The 15321-nt window shown below is 71.3% G+C and carries 14 protein-coding genes; 12 read left to right on the top strand and 2 right to left on the bottom strand.

The window, feature by feature from the left end; translation table 11 throughout:
* Positions 1-66: 66 nt before the first annotated feature.
* The 11 genes from ruvC to ALMP_RS34150 all read left to right on the top strand — a co-directional run bounded on the left by ruvC (position 67) and on the right by ALMP_RS34150 (position 12150).
* Positions 67-597 (top strand): crossover junction endodeoxyribonuclease RuvC, encoded by a 531-nt coding sequence (gene ruvC / locus ALMP_RS34200; protein ID WP_264935531.1) that lies wholly within the window; start codon positions 67-69, stop codon positions 595-597.
* Positions 594-1199: a Holliday junction branch migration protein RuvA gene (ruvA, locus tag ALMP_RS34195; RefSeq protein WP_264935529.1), complete on the top strand. Its 606-nt coding sequence runs from the start codon at positions 594-596 to the stop codon at positions 1197-1199. The genes ruvC and ruvA overlap by 4 nt, the downstream gene beginning before the upstream one ends.
* A 24-nt stretch (positions 1200-1223) precedes the next feature.
* The gene (gene ruvB / locus ALMP_RS34190; protein WP_264935527.1) at positions 1224-2300 is read left to right on the top strand and encodes a Holliday junction branch migration DNA helicase RuvB; all 1077 of its coding nucleotides are present in this window, start codon (positions 1224-1226) and stop codon (positions 2298-2300) included.
* A gap of 178 nt (positions 2301-2478) precedes the next feature.
* Positions 2479-2970 carry a preprotein translocase subunit YajC gene (gene yajC, locus ALMP_RS34185; protein ID WP_264935526.1) on the top strand — a complete coding sequence of 164 codons (492 nt, stop codon included), beginning with the start codon at positions 2479-2481 and terminating at the stop codon, positions 2968-2970.
* Between the two features lie 142 nt (positions 2971-3112).
* The gene (secD, locus tag ALMP_RS34180) at positions 3113-4882 is read left to right on the top strand and encodes a protein translocase subunit SecD (RefSeq protein WP_264935525.1); all 1770 of its coding nucleotides are present in this window, start codon (positions 3113-3115) and stop codon (positions 4880-4882) included.
* A 2-nt stretch (positions 4883-4884) separates the two neighbouring features.
* Positions 4885-6000 (top strand): protein translocase subunit SecF, encoded by a 1116-nt coding sequence (gene secF / locus ALMP_RS34175; RefSeq protein WP_264935678.1) that lies wholly within the window; start codon positions 4885-4887, stop codon positions 5998-6000.
* Positions 5997-6536: an adenine phosphoribosyltransferase gene (locus ALMP_RS34170; protein WP_264935523.1), complete on the top strand. Its 540-nt coding sequence runs from the start codon at positions 5997-5999 to the stop codon at positions 6534-6536. The genes secF and ALMP_RS34170 overlap by 4 nt, the downstream gene beginning before the upstream one ends.
* 172 nt (positions 6537-6708) lie before the next feature.
* Positions 6709-9237: a bifunctional (p)ppGpp synthetase/guanosine-3',5'-bis(diphosphate) 3'-pyrophosphohydrolase gene (locus ALMP_RS34165; protein ID WP_264935521.1), complete on the top strand. Its 2529-nt coding sequence runs from the start codon at positions 6709-6711 to the stop codon at positions 9235-9237.
* A gap of 40 nt (positions 9238-9277) precedes the next feature.
* Entirely contained in the window at positions 9278-10612 is a 1335-nt protein-coding gene (locus ALMP_RS34160) for a serine/threonine-protein kinase (RefSeq protein ID WP_264935519.1), read from the top strand.
* Positions 10605-11030: a hypothetical protein gene (locus ALMP_RS34155; RefSeq protein WP_264935518.1), complete on the top strand. Its 426-nt coding sequence runs from the start codon at positions 10605-10607 to the stop codon at positions 11028-11030. Before ALMP_RS34160 ends, ALMP_RS34155 begins: the two co-directional genes overlap by 8 nt.
* Entirely contained in the window at positions 11014-12150 is a 1137-nt protein-coding gene (locus ALMP_RS34150; protein WP_264935516.1) for a caspase domain-containing protein, read from the top strand. Before ALMP_RS34155 ends, ALMP_RS34150 begins: the two co-directional genes overlap by 17 nt.
* Positions 12151-12233: 83 nt before the next feature.
* Here ALMP_RS34150 and ALMP_RS34145 read toward each other — a convergent pair whose 3' ends face one another.
* Both ALMP_RS34145 and ALMP_RS34140 read right to left on the bottom strand, forming a co-directional pair.
* The gene (locus ALMP_RS34145) at positions 12234-13463 is read right to left on the bottom strand and encodes a DUF349 domain-containing protein (RefSeq protein WP_264935515.1); all 1230 of its coding nucleotides are present in this window, start codon (positions 13461-13463) and stop codon (positions 12234-12236) included.
* 142 nt (positions 13464-13605) lie between these two features.
* Positions 13606-14421, bottom strand: a complete 816-nt coding sequence (locus tag ALMP_RS34140; RefSeq protein WP_264935514.1) for a peptidylprolyl isomerase — start codon at positions 14419-14421, stop codon at positions 13606-13608.
* A gap of 181 nt (positions 14422-14602) precedes the next feature.
* Here ALMP_RS34140 and ALMP_RS34135 point away from each other — a divergent pair, with 181 nt between their 5' ends.
* Positions 14603-15310 carry an MBL fold metallo-hydrolase gene (locus tag ALMP_RS34135; RefSeq protein WP_264935513.1) on the top strand — a complete coding sequence of 236 codons (708 nt, stop codon included), beginning with the start codon at positions 14603-14605 and terminating at the stop codon, positions 15308-15310.
* The last annotated feature ends 11 nt before the right edge of the window (positions 15311-15321 follow it).

Here is a 15321-nt window from a genome sequence, read left to right as displayed (position 1 = left end):
GCCCCCGCCCGTTTGTCAGTGGCACCCGATAGCCTGCACAAACAGGCGATCGAAAGGGAGGGGACCGTGCGCGTACTCGGGGTGGACCCCGGACTCACGCGGTGCGGTGTCGGCGTCGTCGAGGGGGTCGCCGGACGGCCGCTGACCATGCTCGGCGTCGGCGTCGTCCGCACACCGACGGACGCCGAACTGGGCACCCGCCTCGTCGCCGTCGAACAGGGCGTCGAACAGTGGCTGGACGAGTACCGGCCCGAATACGTCGCCGTGGAGCGCGTCTTCAGCCAGCACAACGTCCGTACGGTCATGGGCACCGCCCAGGCCAGCGCCGTCGCCATGCTCTGCGCCGCCCGCCGCGGCATCCCCGTCGCGCTGCACACCCCCAGCGAGGTCAAGGCCGCCGTCACCGGCAGCGGCCGCGCCGACAAGGCCCAGGTCGGCGCCATGGTCACCCGCCTGCTCCGGCTGGACGCGCCGCCCAAGCCCGCCGACGCCGCCGACGCCCTCGCCCTCGCCATCTGCCACATCTGGCGCGCCCCCGCGCAGAACCGACTCCAGCAGGCCGTCGCCCTGCACGCATCGAAAGGCCGTACGGCATGATCGCCTTCGTCAGCGGTCCGGTCGCCGCCCTCGCCCCCGACGCCGCGGTGGTCGAGGTGGGCGGCATCGGCATCGCCGTCCAGTGCACGCCGAACACCCTGTCCGGACTGCGCATGGGCCAGCAGACCAAGCTCGCCACCTCCCTCGTCGTCCGTGAGGACTCCCTCACGCTGTACGGCTTCGCGGACGACGACGAGCGGCAGGTCTTCGAGCTGCTGCAGACCGCCAGCGGGGTCGGCCCCCGCCTCGCCCAGGCGATGCTCGCCGTGCACACCCCGGACGCCCTGCGCCGCGCCGTCTCCACCGGCGACGAGAAGGCGCTCATCGCCGTCCCCGGCATCGGCAAGAAGGGCGCCCAGAAGCTGCTGCTGGAGCTGAAGGACCGGCTGGGTGAGCCGATCGGCGCACCCGCGATCGGCGCACCCGTCTCGCAGGGCTGGCGCGACCAGCTCCACGCGGCGCTCATCGGCCTGGGATACGCCACCCGCGAGGCCGACGAGGCCGTGGCCGCCGTGACCCCGCAGGCCGAGGCCGCCGAGGGCACCCCGCAGGTCGGCCAGTTGCTGAAGGCGGCCCTGCAGACCCTGAACCGAGCCCGCTGACCCCGACCTCCGTAAGGCACACACATGAACTGGGACGACCCGAGCGACACCCCCGCCCCCGCCGGGGAGCGGCTGGTGGGCTCCGTCGCCGACCGAGAGGACCAGGCCGTCGAGGCCGCCCTGCGCCCCAAGGACCTGGGCGAGTTCATCGGCCAGGAGAAGGTCCGCGAACAGCTCGACCTCGTCCTGCGCGCCGCCCGCGCGCGCGGAGCCACCGCCGACCACGTGCTGCTCTCCGGCGCCCCCGGCCTCGGCAAGACCACCCTCTCCATGATCATCGCGGCCGAGATGGGCGCCCCCATCCGCATCACCTCCGGCCCCGCCATCCAGCACGCAGGCGACCTCGCCGCGATCCTCTCCTCCCTCCAGGAGGGCGAGGTCCTCTTCCTCGACGAGATCCACCGGATGTCGCGGCCCGCCGAGGAGATGCTCTACATGGCGATGGAGGACTTCCGCGTCGACGTCATCGTCGGCAAGGGCCCTGGCGCCACCGCCATCCCCCTCGAACTGCCCCCCTTCACCCTGGTCGGCGCCACCACGCGCGCGGGCCTGCTGCCGCCTCCGCTGCGCGACCGCTTCGGCTTCACCGCCCACATGGAGTTCTACGAGCCCGCCGAACTCCAGCGGGTCATCCACCGCTCCGCGCACCTCCTCGACGTCGAGATCGACACCGCCGGCGCCGCCGAGATCGCCGGCCGCTCCCGGGGCACGCCCCGCATCGCCAACCGCCTGCTGCGCCGCGTCCGCGACTACGCGCAGGTCAAGGCCGACGGCGTCGTCACCCGCGAGATCGCCTCGGCGGCCCTCGCCGTCTACGAGGTCGACGCCCGCGGCCTCGACCGGCTGGACCGCGCGGTCCTGGAGGCCCTGCTGAAGCTGTTCGGCGGCGGTCCGGTCGGCCTGTCCACGCTGGCCGTCGCGGTGGGGGAGGAGCGCGAGACCGTCGAAGAGGTCGCCGAACCCTTCCTCGTCCGAGAGGGCCTTCTCGCCCGTACCCCGCGCGGACGGGTCGCGACCCCCGCCGCCTGGACTCATCTGGGACTCACCCCGCCCCGCTCCGCCGCCGCGGGCACCGGACAACAGGGCCTGTTCGGAGCATGACGGCGCACGGAACACGGCGCAGGCATTGGCCGGGCCAGGAACCCAGGTGCCATGCTGAACGTTGTTCCCTGCACGCGGACTCGCTTAGACTCCGCCGATGCCGCCGTTGTCGGCAGCACACATACCCCCAACCATCAGGCCGCTCACCATCGCGGTCGCGTGAAGGAAGTACCGACCCGTGAGTCTCGTGACCCTCCTCCCGTTCATCGTGCTCATCGGGGCCATGTTCCTGATGACCCGGTCGGCGAAGAAGAAGCAGCAGCAGGCCGTGGACATGCGCAACCAGATGCAGCCCGGTAGCGGCGTCCGCACCATCGGGGGCATGTACGCCACGGTCAAGGAGGTCAGCGAGGACACGGTCCTCGTCGACGCCGGCCCGGGTGTGGAACTGCTCTTCGCGAAGAACGCGATCGGCGCCGTCCTGTCCGACGACGAGTACAACCGCATCGTCCACGGCATCGAGCACGACCTGAAGTCCGACTCCGACATCGTCCCCGACGACGCCTCCTCCCTCACCGAGCCCTCCGAGACCGACGGGTCCGCCGACGCTGCCGCCGCCTCCGACGACAAGCCCGTCGACCTCGGCAAGAAGGACGAGGCCGAGGAGCACACCGTCGAGGACGACGAAGAGCCGAAGAAGACCGACGGCGACTCCGACGCGAAGAAGTAGCCACGTACCCCGGGGCCGCGGGCACCACCACGGCCCGCGGCCCCGGGGTACGCGCATCTCGCACATAGGGGATCCCGACACCATGTCATGGCCGCCGCCGCGCTGACCCGGCGCGAGGCGGCCCGAGAGGGAGTACGAGAAGGTGGCAGCACCTAAGAAGGGCCGGAGCGCGAGTGCCCAGAGCAAGCCAGGGCGCTCGCTGGCCCTGATCCTGATCGCCATCGTGGGGCTCACCGGAGGCATGTTCGCCACCGGGGACACCACCCCGCGCCTCGGCATCGACCTTGCCGGCGGTACCAGCATCACGCTGGAGGCGAAGGCCGACCAAGGCTCCGCGATCAACAAGGCCAACATGGACACCGCGGTCGAGATCATGAACCGCCGTGTCAACGGTCTGGGCGTCTCCGAGGCGGAGGTGCAGACCCAGGGCGACCGCAACATCATCGTGAACATCCCCAAGGGCACGAACTCCAAGGAAGCCCGGGACCAGGTCGGCACCACCGCCAAGCTGTACTTCCGTCCGGTGCTGGCCAGCGAGCCCACCGGCTCCGCGGCGGGCACCCCGCCGAGCCCGTCCGCGAGCGGCTCGCCCAGCGCCTCGCCGAGCCCGTCCGCCGGCGCCTCCGGCTCCGGCTCCGGTGAGAAGGCCACGTCCTCCACCAGCCCGTCGGCCTCCGCCACCTCCCAGGGCCGCGCCGTCACGGACGCGCTGAAGGCCGACGCCACGCCGTCCGCCTCCGCCTCGGCCGCCCCCTCCGGCTCCGCCTCCGCGGGCGGTACCGCCCCCACCGACGAGGCGAGTGTCCAGGCGCAGTACGCCTCCCTGGACTGCTCGAAGGAGTCGGTCCGCCTCAAGGCCGGCGAGGGCGCCAAGCCCGAGCACACCACCGTCGGCTGCGGCGACATCCAGGGCGTCTGGTACAAGTACCTGCTCGGCCCGGCCGCCGTGGACGGCACCGAGGTCGACAAGGCCCAGGCCGTCTTCGACACCCAGACCGCGGCCGGCTGGCAGGTCACCATGACCTTCAGCGACAAGGGCGCGAAGAAGTTCGCCGACATCACCGGCAAGCTCGCCCAGAACCAGGCCCCGCAGAACGAGTTCGGCATCGTCCTGGACGGCGAGGTCGTCTCCAGCCCGTACGTCAGCTCCTCCATCACCGGCGGCCAGGCGCAGATCTCCGGCAGCTTCACGCAGGAGGAGGCCCAGAACCTCGCCAACATGCTGTCGTACGGCGCGCTCCCGCTCTCCTTCCACGAGCAGAGCGTGACCACGGTGAGCGCCGCGCTCGGCGGTGACCAGCTGCGCGCCGGTCTGCTCGCCGGCGCCATCGGCCTCGCCCTGGTCATCATCTACCTGGTGGCCTACTACCGCGGGCTGTCCCTCATCGCGATCGCCTCGCTGCTGGTCTCCGCGGCCCTCACCTACGTGCTCATGTCGCTGCTCGGCCCGGCCATCGGCTTCGCGCTGAACCTGCCGGCCGTCTGCGGTGCCATCGTCGCCATCGGCATCACGGCGGACTCGTTCATCGTGTACTTCGAACGCGTCCGTGACGAGATCCGCGAGGGCCGCTCGCTGCGCCCCGCCGTGGAGCGGGCCTGGCCGCGCGCCCGGCGCACCATCCTGGTCTCCGACTTCGTGTCGTTCCTCGCCGCCGCCGTGCTGTTCGTCGTCACCGTCGGCAAGGTCCAGGGCTTCGCGTTCACGCTGGGTCTGACCACCGTCCTCGACGTCGTCGTGGTCTTCTTCTTCACCAAGCCGCTGATGACGCTGGCCGCGCGCCGGAAGTTCTTCGCGGACGGCCACAAGTGGTCCGGCCTCGACCCGAAGAGCCTGGGTGCCAAGCCTCCGCTGCGCCGCACCCGCCGTCCCGCCGGTCCCGTCGCCGGCCCCGTCGAGACGAAGGAGGCGTGAGCGTGTCGAAACTCGGCAACCTCGGCGCCCGACTGCACCGTGGCGAGGTCAGCTACGACTTCATCGGCCACCGCAAGATCTGGTACGGCATCTCCATCCTGATCACCATCACGGCCATCGTCGGCCTGGCGGTGCGCGGCCTGAACATGGGCATCGACTTCCAGGGCGGCGCCGTCTTCACCACCCCGAAGACCAGCGTCTCGGTGTCGCAGGCCGTGGAGTACGCGGAGGAGGCCTCCGGCCACGAGGCGGTCGTGCAGAAGCTCGGCAACGACACGCTGCGCATCCAGATCGCCGGCATGGACACCCAGGAGTCCGACAAGATCCAGGCCGCCCTCGCCAAGGACTTCAAGGTCGACCGGGAGGACATCAACACCGACCTCGTCGGTCCCAGCTGGGGCGAACAGATCGCCAACAAGGCCTGGCAGGGCCTGGCGATCTTCATGGTCCTCGTCGTGATCTATCTGGCGATCGCCTTCGAGTGGCGCATGGCCATCGCCGCGCTCGTCGCCCTGATCCACGACATCACCATCACCGTCGGCATCTACGCCCTCGTCGGCTTCGAGGTCACGCCGGGCACGGTGATCGGTCTGTTGACCATTCTCGGTTACTCGCTCTACGACACGGTCGTCGTCTTCGACTCCTTGAAGGAACAGACGAAGGACATCACCAAGCAGACCAGATTCACCTACAGCGACATCGCCAACCGCTCGATCAACAGCACCCTGGTCCGCTCCATCAACACCACGGTGGTCGCGCTGCTGCCGGTCGCGGGCCTGCTGTTCATCGGTGGCGGCTTCCTCGGCGCCGGCACGCTCAACGACATCTCGCTGTCGCTGTTCGTCGGCCTCGCGGCCGGCGCGTACTCCTCGATCTTCATCGCCACGCCGCTCGTCGCCGACCTCAAGGAGCGCGAGCCGCAGCTGAAGCAGCTGAGGAAGCGTGTCCTCGCCAAGCGCGCCCAGGCCGCCGCCGACGACGAGGAGTACACCGAGCCCCGCGGCGTCGAAGCCGACGGTGACGAGGTGGAGGACGCCGCCGCTGCGGTCGTCGGCCCGCGCGTCCAGACCGCCTCCCGCAGCCGGGGCCGCGGCCGACCCTCCGGGAAGCGCCGGTGACCGAGATCAAGGAGCTGCTGCTCAGCCGCATCCGTGACGTGGCCGACTATCCCGAGCCGGGCGTGATGTTCAAGGACATCACCCCGCTGCTCGCGGACCCGGCGGCGTTCACCGCCCTCACCGACGCGTTCGCGGAGATCGCCGAGGGCACCGGCGCCACCAAGGTCGTCGGCCTGGAGGCCCGGGGCTTCATCCTCGGCGCCCCCGTCGCCGTCCGCGCCGGCCTCGGCTTCGTCCCCGTGCGCAAGGCGGGCAAGCTCCCCGGAGCCACCCTCGCCCAGGCCTACGACCTGGAGTACGGCTCCGCGGAGATCGAGATCCACGCCGAGGACCTCACCGCCGAGGACCGCGTTCTGATCGTGGACGACGTCCTCGCCACCGGCGGCACCGCAGAGGCGTCGATCCAGCTCATCCACCGCGCGGGCGCCGAGGTCGCTGGCGTCGCCGTGCTGATGGAGCTCGGCTTCCTCCAGGGCCGTCCCCGCCTGGAGGCGGCCCTGGGCGGCGCACCGCTGGAGGCGCTGCTCACGGTCTGACACCGTCGTACACCCACAAGGGGCGGGCCCGGAGGAATCCGGCGCTCGCCTCTGGTGTTTCGGGGGTAGACGGTCCTCACATCGGACTGAAGGCGATCCTGGGGCCCGGGATCGCTACGATGGGTGCTCCGGAGCCTGACCGGGGGACCCGGATCGCGCACGAGGAGTCCTCTTGCCAGACGAGGCCCAACACCTGACAGCCGCCAAGCCCGAGTCCGCTTCGGCGCCCGCGGCCACGCCCGCGTCGCACGCGCACGACGACAGCCGCGGGCCGGCTCGGCACGACCGCACCGCGCCCGTCGACAAGCCGGCCGAGCAGCCCCGCCCCAAGCCGGCCCCGGCCGAGCGCCCCGCGACGCCGCCCGCGGCCCGGCCCGCCGCCGCGCAGCCGCCGGCCCGCACCGGCTCCTCCAACCGCGTCCGCGCCCGCCTCGCCCGTCTCGGTGTCCAGCGCGCCAACCCCTACAACCCGGTCCTGGAACCGCTGCTGCGGATAGTGCGCAGCAACGACCCCAAGATCGAGACGGCGACGCTGCGCCAGATCGAGAAGGCCTACCAGGTCGCCGAGCGCTGGCACCGCGGTCAGAAACGCAAGAGCGGCGACCCGTACATCACCCACCCGCTCGCGGTGACCACGATCCTCGCCGAGCTCGGCATGGACCCGGCCACCCTCATGGCGGGCCTGCTGCACGACACCGTCGAGGACACCGAGTACGGTCTGGACGACCTGCGCCGCGACTTCGGCGACGTGGTCGCGCTGCTCGTCGACGGCGTCACCAAGCTGGACAAGGTCAAGTTCGGCGAGGCCGCGCAGGCCGAGACGGTGCGCAAGATGGTCGTCGCCATGGCGAAGGACCCGCGCGTCCTGGTCATCAAGCTCGCCGACCGCCTGCACAACATGCGCACCATGCGCTACCTCAAGCGCGAGAAGCAGGAGAAGAAGGCGCGCGAGACCCTCGAGATCTACGCGCCGCTCGCCCACCGCCTCGGCATGAACACCATCAAGTGGGAACTGGAGGACCTCGCCTTCGCGATCCTCTACCCCAAGATGTACGACGAGATCGTACGGCTGGTGGCCGAGCGGGCACCGAAACGTGACGAGTATCTGGCCATAGTGACCGACGAGGTCCAGGCCGACCTGCGCGCCGCCCGCATCAAGGCGACCGTCACCGGCCGCCCGAAGCACTACTACAGCGTCTACCAGAAGATGATCGTCCGCGGCCGTGACTTCGCGGAGATCTACGACCTGGTGGGCATCCGTGTCCTCGTGGACACCGTCCGCGACTGCTACGCGGCGCTGGGCACGGTGCACGCGCGATGGAACCCGGTCCCCGGCCGGTTCAAGGACTACATCGCGATGCCCAAGTTCAACATGTACCAGTCGCTGCACACGACGGTCATCGGCCCCAACGGCAAGCCGGTCGAGCTCCAGATCCGCACGTTCGACATGCACCGCCGCGCCGAGTACGGCATCGCCGCGCACTGGAAGTACAAGCAGGAGGCGGTCGCCGGCGCCTCCAAGGTCCGCACCGACGCGCCGCGCACGTCCGGCAAGGACAAGGACGCCATCAACGACATGGCGTGGCTGCGGCAGCTGCTGGACTGGCAGAAGGAGACCGAGGACCCCAGCGAGTTCCTGGAGTCGCTGCGCTTCGACCTCTCCCGCAACGAGGTCTTCGTCTTCACCCCGAAGGGAGACGTCATAGCGCTCCCGGCGGGGGCCACGCCGGTGGACTTCGCCTACGCGGTCCACACCGAGGTCGGCCACCGCACCATAGGGGCGCGGGTCAACGGCAGGCTCGTACCGCTGGAATCGACCCTGGACAACGGCGATCTGGTGGAGGTCTTCACCTCCAAGGCACCCGGCGCGGGCCCCTCCCGCGACTGGCTGGGCTTCGTCAAGTCGCCGCGCGCCCGCAACAAGATCCGGGGATGGTTCTCCAAGGAGCGCCGCGACGAGGCGATCGAGCAGGGCAAGGACGCCATCGCGCGCGCGATGCGCAAGCAGAACCTGCCGATCCAGCGCATCCTCACCGGCGACTCGCTGGTCACGCTGGCGCACGAGATGCGCTACCCGGACATCTCGTCCCTGTACGCCGCGATCGGCGAGGGCCATGTGGCCGCGCAGAACGTCGTGCAGAAGCTGGTGCAGGCGCTCGGCGGCGAGGAGGCCGCCACCGAGGAGATCGACGAGGCGGTCCCGCCGTCCCGCACCCGTGGCCGCAAGCGGCGTACCAGCAACGACCCGGGTGTCGTGGTCAAGGGCGTCGAGGACGTCTGGGTCAAGCTGGCCCGCTGCTGTACGCCCGTCCCCGGCGATCCGATCATCGGCTTCGTCACCCGCGGTAGTGGCGTATCGGTTCACCGCAGCGACTGCGTCAACGTGGAGTCACTGTCGCGTGAACCGGAGCGCATCCTCGACGTCGAGTGGGCGCCGACGCAGTCCTCGGTCTTCCTGGTCGCCATCCAGGTCGAGGCCCTGGACCGCTCCCGGCTCCTGTCGGACGTCACCCGGGTCCTGTCCGACCAGCACGTCAACATCCTCTCGGCGGCCGTGCAGACCTCCCGGGACCGGGTGGCCACCTCCCGCTTCACCTTCGAGATGGGCGACCCCAAGCACCTCGGGCACGTCCTGAAGGCCGTCCGCGGGGTGGAGGGCGTCTACGACGTGTACCGGGTGACGTCGGCACGCAGGCCGTGACGCACCGGAAGAGCCGAGCAGGGGAAGACGGGGGAGCGGCATGGGCGGGGCGGACGAAGACGGGTTAGTGGCGGGCCGCTACCGCCCGGTGCGGCTCCTCGGACGCGGCGGCATGGGCGTCGTCCACGAGGCGGAGGACACCCGGCTCGACCGGCGCGTCGCCGTCAAGATGCTCACCGCCGTCGAGGGTCTGCCGGGCACCAGCGAGGCCTGGGACCGCTTCCAGCGCGAGGCGCGGGCCCTGGCCCGGATCGACCACCCCGGCGTCGTCACGCTGTACGACAGCGGCGTCCACGACGGCACGCCGTACCTGGTGATGCAGGTCCTCGACGGCGTCACCCTGGCCGATCTGGTCGCGGACGGGGAGCCACTGCCGGCCGAGGTGGCGTGCACGGTGGCGTTCGGCGTCACCGAGGCCCTGGAGGCCGCCCACCAGGCCGGGGTCCTGCACCGTGACGTCAAACCCACCAACGTCGGCATCACCCGCAGCGGGCGGGTCGTCCTCCAGGACTTCGGACTGGCCCGGCTCGCCGGCGAGGTCGCGATCACCCGGACCGGCGCCCTGGTCGGCACCCCGCAGTTCATGGCCCCGGAAGCCATGCGCGGCGCCCTGCCGGAACGCGCGGCGGACTGGTACGGCCTCGGCACCTGCCTGTACCTGATGATCACCGGCGAGCTGCCGTTCGGCCCGACCGTCGACTACGGCGCCATCATGGAACTCGCCCTCGGCGAGGGCGTCCCCCGGCTCTCGGGGACGCGCTGGGACTGCCCCGAGGAGCTGTGCCGACTGGTCGACGACCTGTGCCGCCAGAACCCCGTCCTGCGCCGCCGGGACCCCGCGACGATCCGCGGCACCCTCCTGCCCATGAGCTACGGCGGCACCGAACGGCTGGCGGAGATCGTCGGGGGCCGGGTGCGGGACGACGCCGTACGCGACGCGCACGCGGTACCGCCGGTCCCCGCCCCGGTCTCACGGGCCGCCACGGTCGAGGAGGCTCCGGAGTACCTCTGGGACGAGGCGGCCGTGCTGCCCGCTCAGCGGGAGGTGCCCGGGGACCCCTTCCGGCCCGTCACCCTCAGCGACGCCACCCGCCGGATCGTGCTGGGCAGCATGACCCCGCAGAGCGCGCTGTCCCGGCAGCGCGAGGCGGTCAACCTGGTGCTGCGCGGCCGGCTGGAGGAGGCGGCCCAGATGCTGTCGGTCGTGGTCCCGGTCTGCCTCTCCACCCTGGGACCCGACCACCCCACCACCCTGACCAGCCGGTACTGGCACGCCGTGTGCCTGGCCAGACTCGACGCCCGGCGCGACGCGCTGAAGCTCTTCGCCGACGTCAACAGACGTGTGGCACGACGAACGGACGGACCCGATGACTGACCTCTGCGCGGAGATCTCGGCCACCCTGGACGTCACGGGGACCGAGGACGACCTGCGCTCCCTGCTGCTCTGGCTGCGCGAGGACGTCGCCGACCTGCCGGTGCGGCCAGGCAGCGCCGCCCCGCCCCCGCCCGGCGGCATGGGCACCGGCTTCGACATCCTCCAGTTCGCCGTCTCGGCAGGGCTGTCCGCGGCCTCCCTGGTCGTGTCCGTCCTGCAATGGCAGGCTTCCCGCCGCCGCGCCCCGGCCGTCACCCTGCGCCGCGGCGAGGTGGAGATCGTCCTCACCGCCGAGGCCGCCCGGGACGAGGACGCCGTACGCCGTCTGGTCGCCGCCCTCGACGGCGACACCGCGCCCGCGACCGTCCGGCCCGTCCCGCAGACCGAGGGAAGCGGAGGCGATGACGGCACTGCCTGACCCGGCGCGCTCGCGGGCCGTCCTCATCGGCACCGCCTCCTACCGCCACCTGCCGCAGCTGCCCGCCGTCGAGACGGGCGTCGTCGACCTCGCCGCCGAACTGTGCGACGCCACGGTGTGGGGGCTGCCCGTGCAGCACTGCACGGTCGTCACCGACCCGCTCAGCCCGCAGAGCATCCTCGACCCGGTCCACCAGGCGAGCGAGGAGGCCACCGACACCCTCCTCGTCTACTTCGCCGGACACGGCATGCGGGACTCGGACTCCGCCGACCTCTACCTCGCCCTGGGCGACTCCCGGGAACACCTCGGCTACACCGCCGTCGCCTACCAGCATCTGCGCACCGCCCTGCGCTCCACCCGGGCCCGCCGCAAGGTCGTCGTCCTCGACTGCTGCTTCAGCGGCCGCGCCGCCCGCGCCCTGGCCGGCGGCGACGTCCTGGCCGCCGAGGCCGCCGTCGACGGCGCCTACGTGCTGACCGCCTCGCCGCGCGACCGCATCGCCCTCGCCCCCGACGGCGAGCGCTACACCGCCTTCACCGGGGAACTGCTCACCGTGCTGCGCGACGGCGTCCCGGACGGCCCCGAGCTGCTGGACCTCGACACGCTCTACCGCGTCCTCCTGGAACGCCTGCGCGCCAAGAACCGCCCGCTGCCCCAGCACTCCCAGGAGAACGGCGTCGGACGGCTCCCGCTGGCCCGCAACAAGGCCCGCGCCGGTCACCGCATCCCCGCCGGGCCCGTGCTGCCCGCCGACGTCCGTGCCGCCATGGTCTCCACCGGCCTCGCCGTCGCCCGGCTGCTGCGCGCCGAGGGCAACATCCGCGACGCCCTGCCGGTCCTGCGGCTCGCCCTCCAGGAACAGCAGACCGCCGGCGCCCCGGGCGATCTGCTCGCCGTCCAGCTGGAACTCTCCGCGCTGCTCGCCGAGACCGGCCAGGTCAAGGAGGCGATCGAGGTCCTGGAACTCGCCTTCCAGCAGGTCCACAAGGTGTACGGCCCCGAGGCGGTGCTGGTCTGCCGACGGCTGGCCGACCTCCTCCAGGAGTCCGGCAACCACCTCCAGGCCTGCGAGGTGCTCAAGCACGCCCTGGACATCAGCGAGCGGGGCGGCCCGTCCTGAGACACGCCGAAGGCCCGCCGGTGAGAACCGACGGGCCTTTCGGGCCTCCAGCGAGGCGACGACCTGGCGAGGCGAGTACCGCCTCAGCCGCCGAACTCCTGCAGACCCTTCAGGGCCTGGTCCAGCAGCGCCTGACGGCCCTCCAGCTCCCGCTCCAGCTTGTCGGCCTTCGCGGTGTTGCCCTGGGCGCGCGCCTGCTCGATCTGCGCCCTCAGCTTGTCCACGGCCGCCTGGAGCTGACCGGTCAGACCCTCGGCACGCGCCCGTGCCTCCGGGTTGGTCCGGCGCCACTCGGCCTCCTCGGCCTCCTGGATCGCCCGCTCCACGGAGTGCATCCGGCCCTCGACCTTCGGCCGGGCGTCGCGCGGCACATGGCCGATGGCCTCCCAGCGCTCGTTGATCGAGCGGAACGCGGCCCGCGCCGCCTTCAGATCCGTGACCGGGAGGATCTTCTCGGCCTCCTCGGCCAGTTCCTCCTTCAACTTCAGGTTCTCGGCCTGCTCGGCGTCCCGCTCGGCGAACACCGAGCTGCGGGCGGCGAAGAACACGTCCTGGGCGCCGCGGAAGCGGTTCCACAGGTCGTCCTCGTGCTCGCGCTGGGCGCGGCCGGCGGCCTTCCACTCCGCCATCAGCTCGCGGTAGCGCGCGGCCGTCGGACCCCAGTCCGTCGAGCCGGACAGCGCCTCGGCCTCGGCGACCAGCCGCTCCTTGGTGCGGCGCGCCTCCTCGCGCTGCGCGTCCAGCTGCGCGAAGTGCTGCTTGCGCCGCTTGGAGAACGCCGACCGCGCGTGCGAGAACCGGTGCCACAGCTCGTCGTCGGACTTGCGGTCCAGGCGCGGCAGGCCCTTCCAGGTGTCCACCAGCGCCCGCAGCCGCTCACCGGCCGCCCGCCACTGGTCGGACTGCGCCAGCCGCTCCGCCTCCGCGACCAGGTCCTCCTTGGCCTTGCGGGCCTCGTCGGACTGCTTGGCGCGCTGCTGCTTGCGCTCCTCGCGCCGTGTGTCGACCGTCGCCACCAGCTTGTCCAGCCGGGCCCGCAGCGCGTCCAGGTCGCCGACCGCGTGGTGCGCGTCCACCTGCTCGCGCAGATGGTCGATGGCGGTCTGGGCGTCCTTCGCCGACAGGTCGGTGGTCTGCACTCGCTTCTCGAGGAGGCCGATCTCGACAACCAGGCCCTCGTACTTGCGCTCGAAGTAGGCCAGCGCCTCCTCGGGGGAGCCGGCCTGCCAGGAACCGACGACCTGCTCGCCGTCGGCCGTACGCACGTACACGGTCCCCGTCTCGTCGACGCGGCCCCACGGGTCGCTGCTCACAGCGCCTCCTCCACATGATGCCTGCACAGGGCTTCGGCGCCCCCGGCATCGTCCACAGTTTCGTCACGGCCAACATAGGCGACCGGCGGGTCGCCTGTCCGCATCCCGCGCGACCGAAATTGCGCAGTTGGCCGCCCTGCCGTCAGGACTTCGTGACCGTCGCCTTGTTGATCACGACCGTCGCGTTCGGGGCGCCGTCACCGCCTCCCGTGTTCTCGCCCGCGGCGGCGATCTTCTTCAGGACGGTCATGCCCTCGGCCGACACCGTACCGAACGGTGTGTAGCTGGGCGGGAGCTGACTGTCCTGGTAGACGAGGAAGAACTGGCTGCCGCCGGTGTGCGCCTGACCGGTGTTGGCCATCGCGACCGTGCCCGCCGGGTAGACGTTGCCCTTGAGACCGGCGTCCTTCAGGTTCTCGTCCGGGATGGTGTAGCCGGGGCCGCCGCTGCCGCTGCCCGTCGGGTCGCCGCACTGGAGCACGTAGATCCCGTTGGTGGTGAGCCGGTGGCACTTGGTGTGGTCGAAGTAGCCCTTTCCGGCCAGGAAGTTGAACGAGTTCACGGTGTGCGGGGCGGCCGAGGCCTTCAGCGCGACGTCTATCTCGCCGCACGTCGTGGCGAGCTTCATCGTGTACTTCGCCGACTTGTCGATGGTGACCGCCGGCTCCTTCTTCCAGGTCTGCGTCTTCACCGAGCCCGCGGCGGGCTTCTCGCACGGGTCCTTGACCGCGCTGGGGGTGGCGGCCGGCGTCGTCTCCGAGCTCGCGTTCGCCTTGTCGTCGTCCTTCATGACGCCCGTCGTGTAGAGCGCCAGGCTGCCCACCAGGATCACGCCGAGAACCGACGCGATCACCGAGTTGCGCATGCGGGCCTTGCGCCGCGCGGCCGTGCGGCGCTGCTGCTGCCGCAAGAACTTCTCCCGGGCGAGCTGACGCTTGCGCTGTTCCTGGGTGACCACCGGGTTCTCTCCTCGTGCGTCTCGTACGTCGGCCGGTACGCGCGCGTCAGTCGGGGCCGACCGCCCGCGTGTGCCCCGTACCGTATATGGGTTCGCTGAGGAAACGGCAGCGCCGGTAGGCTCTGACGACGGGCACAGCCGCTCGCAAGCCCACCCGTACCGACACAAACGAAGGACGATCGTGCTCATTGCCGGGTTCCCCGCCGGGGCCTGGGGGACGAACTGTTATCTCGTCGCCCCCGCCGCCGGTGAGGAGTGCGTGATCATCGACCCGGGCCACCAGGCGGCCCCCGGAGTCGAGGAAGCGATCAGGAAGCATCGGCTCAAGCCCGTCGCCGTCGTCCTCACCCACGGTCACATCGACCATGTGGCCTCGGTCGTCCCGGTCTGCGGGGCGCACGACGTACCGGCCTGGATCCACCCCGAGGACCGGTACATGATGAGCGACCCCGAGAAGGCCCTCGGCCGGTCCATAGGGATGCCGCTGATGGGCGAGCTGACCGTGGGGGAGCCGGACGACGTCCGTGAGCTGTCCGACGGCACCGAGCTGGCCCTGGCGGGTCTGGAGTTCTCCGTCGCGCACGCGCCGGGCCATACCAAGGGGTCGGTGACCTTCCGGATGCCCGAGGCGGCGGACATCCCGTCCGTCTTCTTCTCGGGCGACCTGCTGTTCGCCGGCTCCATCGGACGCACCGACCTGCCCGGCGGTGACATGGCCGAGATGCTCGACTCGCTGGCCCGCGTGTGCCTGCCGCTCGACGACTCGACCGTGGTGCTGTCCGGCCACGGCCCCCAGACGACCATCGGCCAGGAGCGCGCCACCAACCCCTATCTGCGGCAGGTGGCCGCCGGCCTCGGGAGCGTGGACGCTCCCCGACGAGGAATGTGACGAGAGACTTC

This window comes from Streptomyces sp. A012304 (genome assembly GCF_026008495.1).
In the GTDB taxonomy this organism is placed as follows: Bacteria; Actinomycetota; Actinomycetes; order Streptomycetales; family Streptomycetaceae; genus Streptomyces.
The sequence above is the reverse complement of the archived record's forward strand: the minus strand, read 5'-3'. Positions and strand labels throughout refer to the sequence as shown.

Coding starts and splice junctions, on each gene's coding strand:
- ruvA (WP_264935529.1), top strand. CDS start 594: ATGATCGCCTTCGTCAGCGGTCCGGTCGCCGCCCTCGCCCCCGACGCC.
- ruvB (WP_264935527.1), top strand. CDS start 1,224: ATGAACTGGGACGACCCGAGCGACACCCCCGCCCCCGCCGGGGAGCGG.
- ALMP_RS34160 (WP_264935519.1), top strand. CDS start 9,278: ATGGGCGGGGCGGACGAAGACGGGTTAGTGGCGGGCCGCTACCGCCCG.
- ALMP_RS34155 (WP_264935518.1), top strand. CDS start 10,605: ATGACTGACCTCTGCGCGGAGATCTCGGCCACCCTGGACGTCACGGGG.
- ALMP_RS34150 (WP_264935516.1), top strand. CDS start 11,014: ATGACGGCACTGCCTGACCCGGCGCGCTCGCGGGCCGTCCTCATCGGC.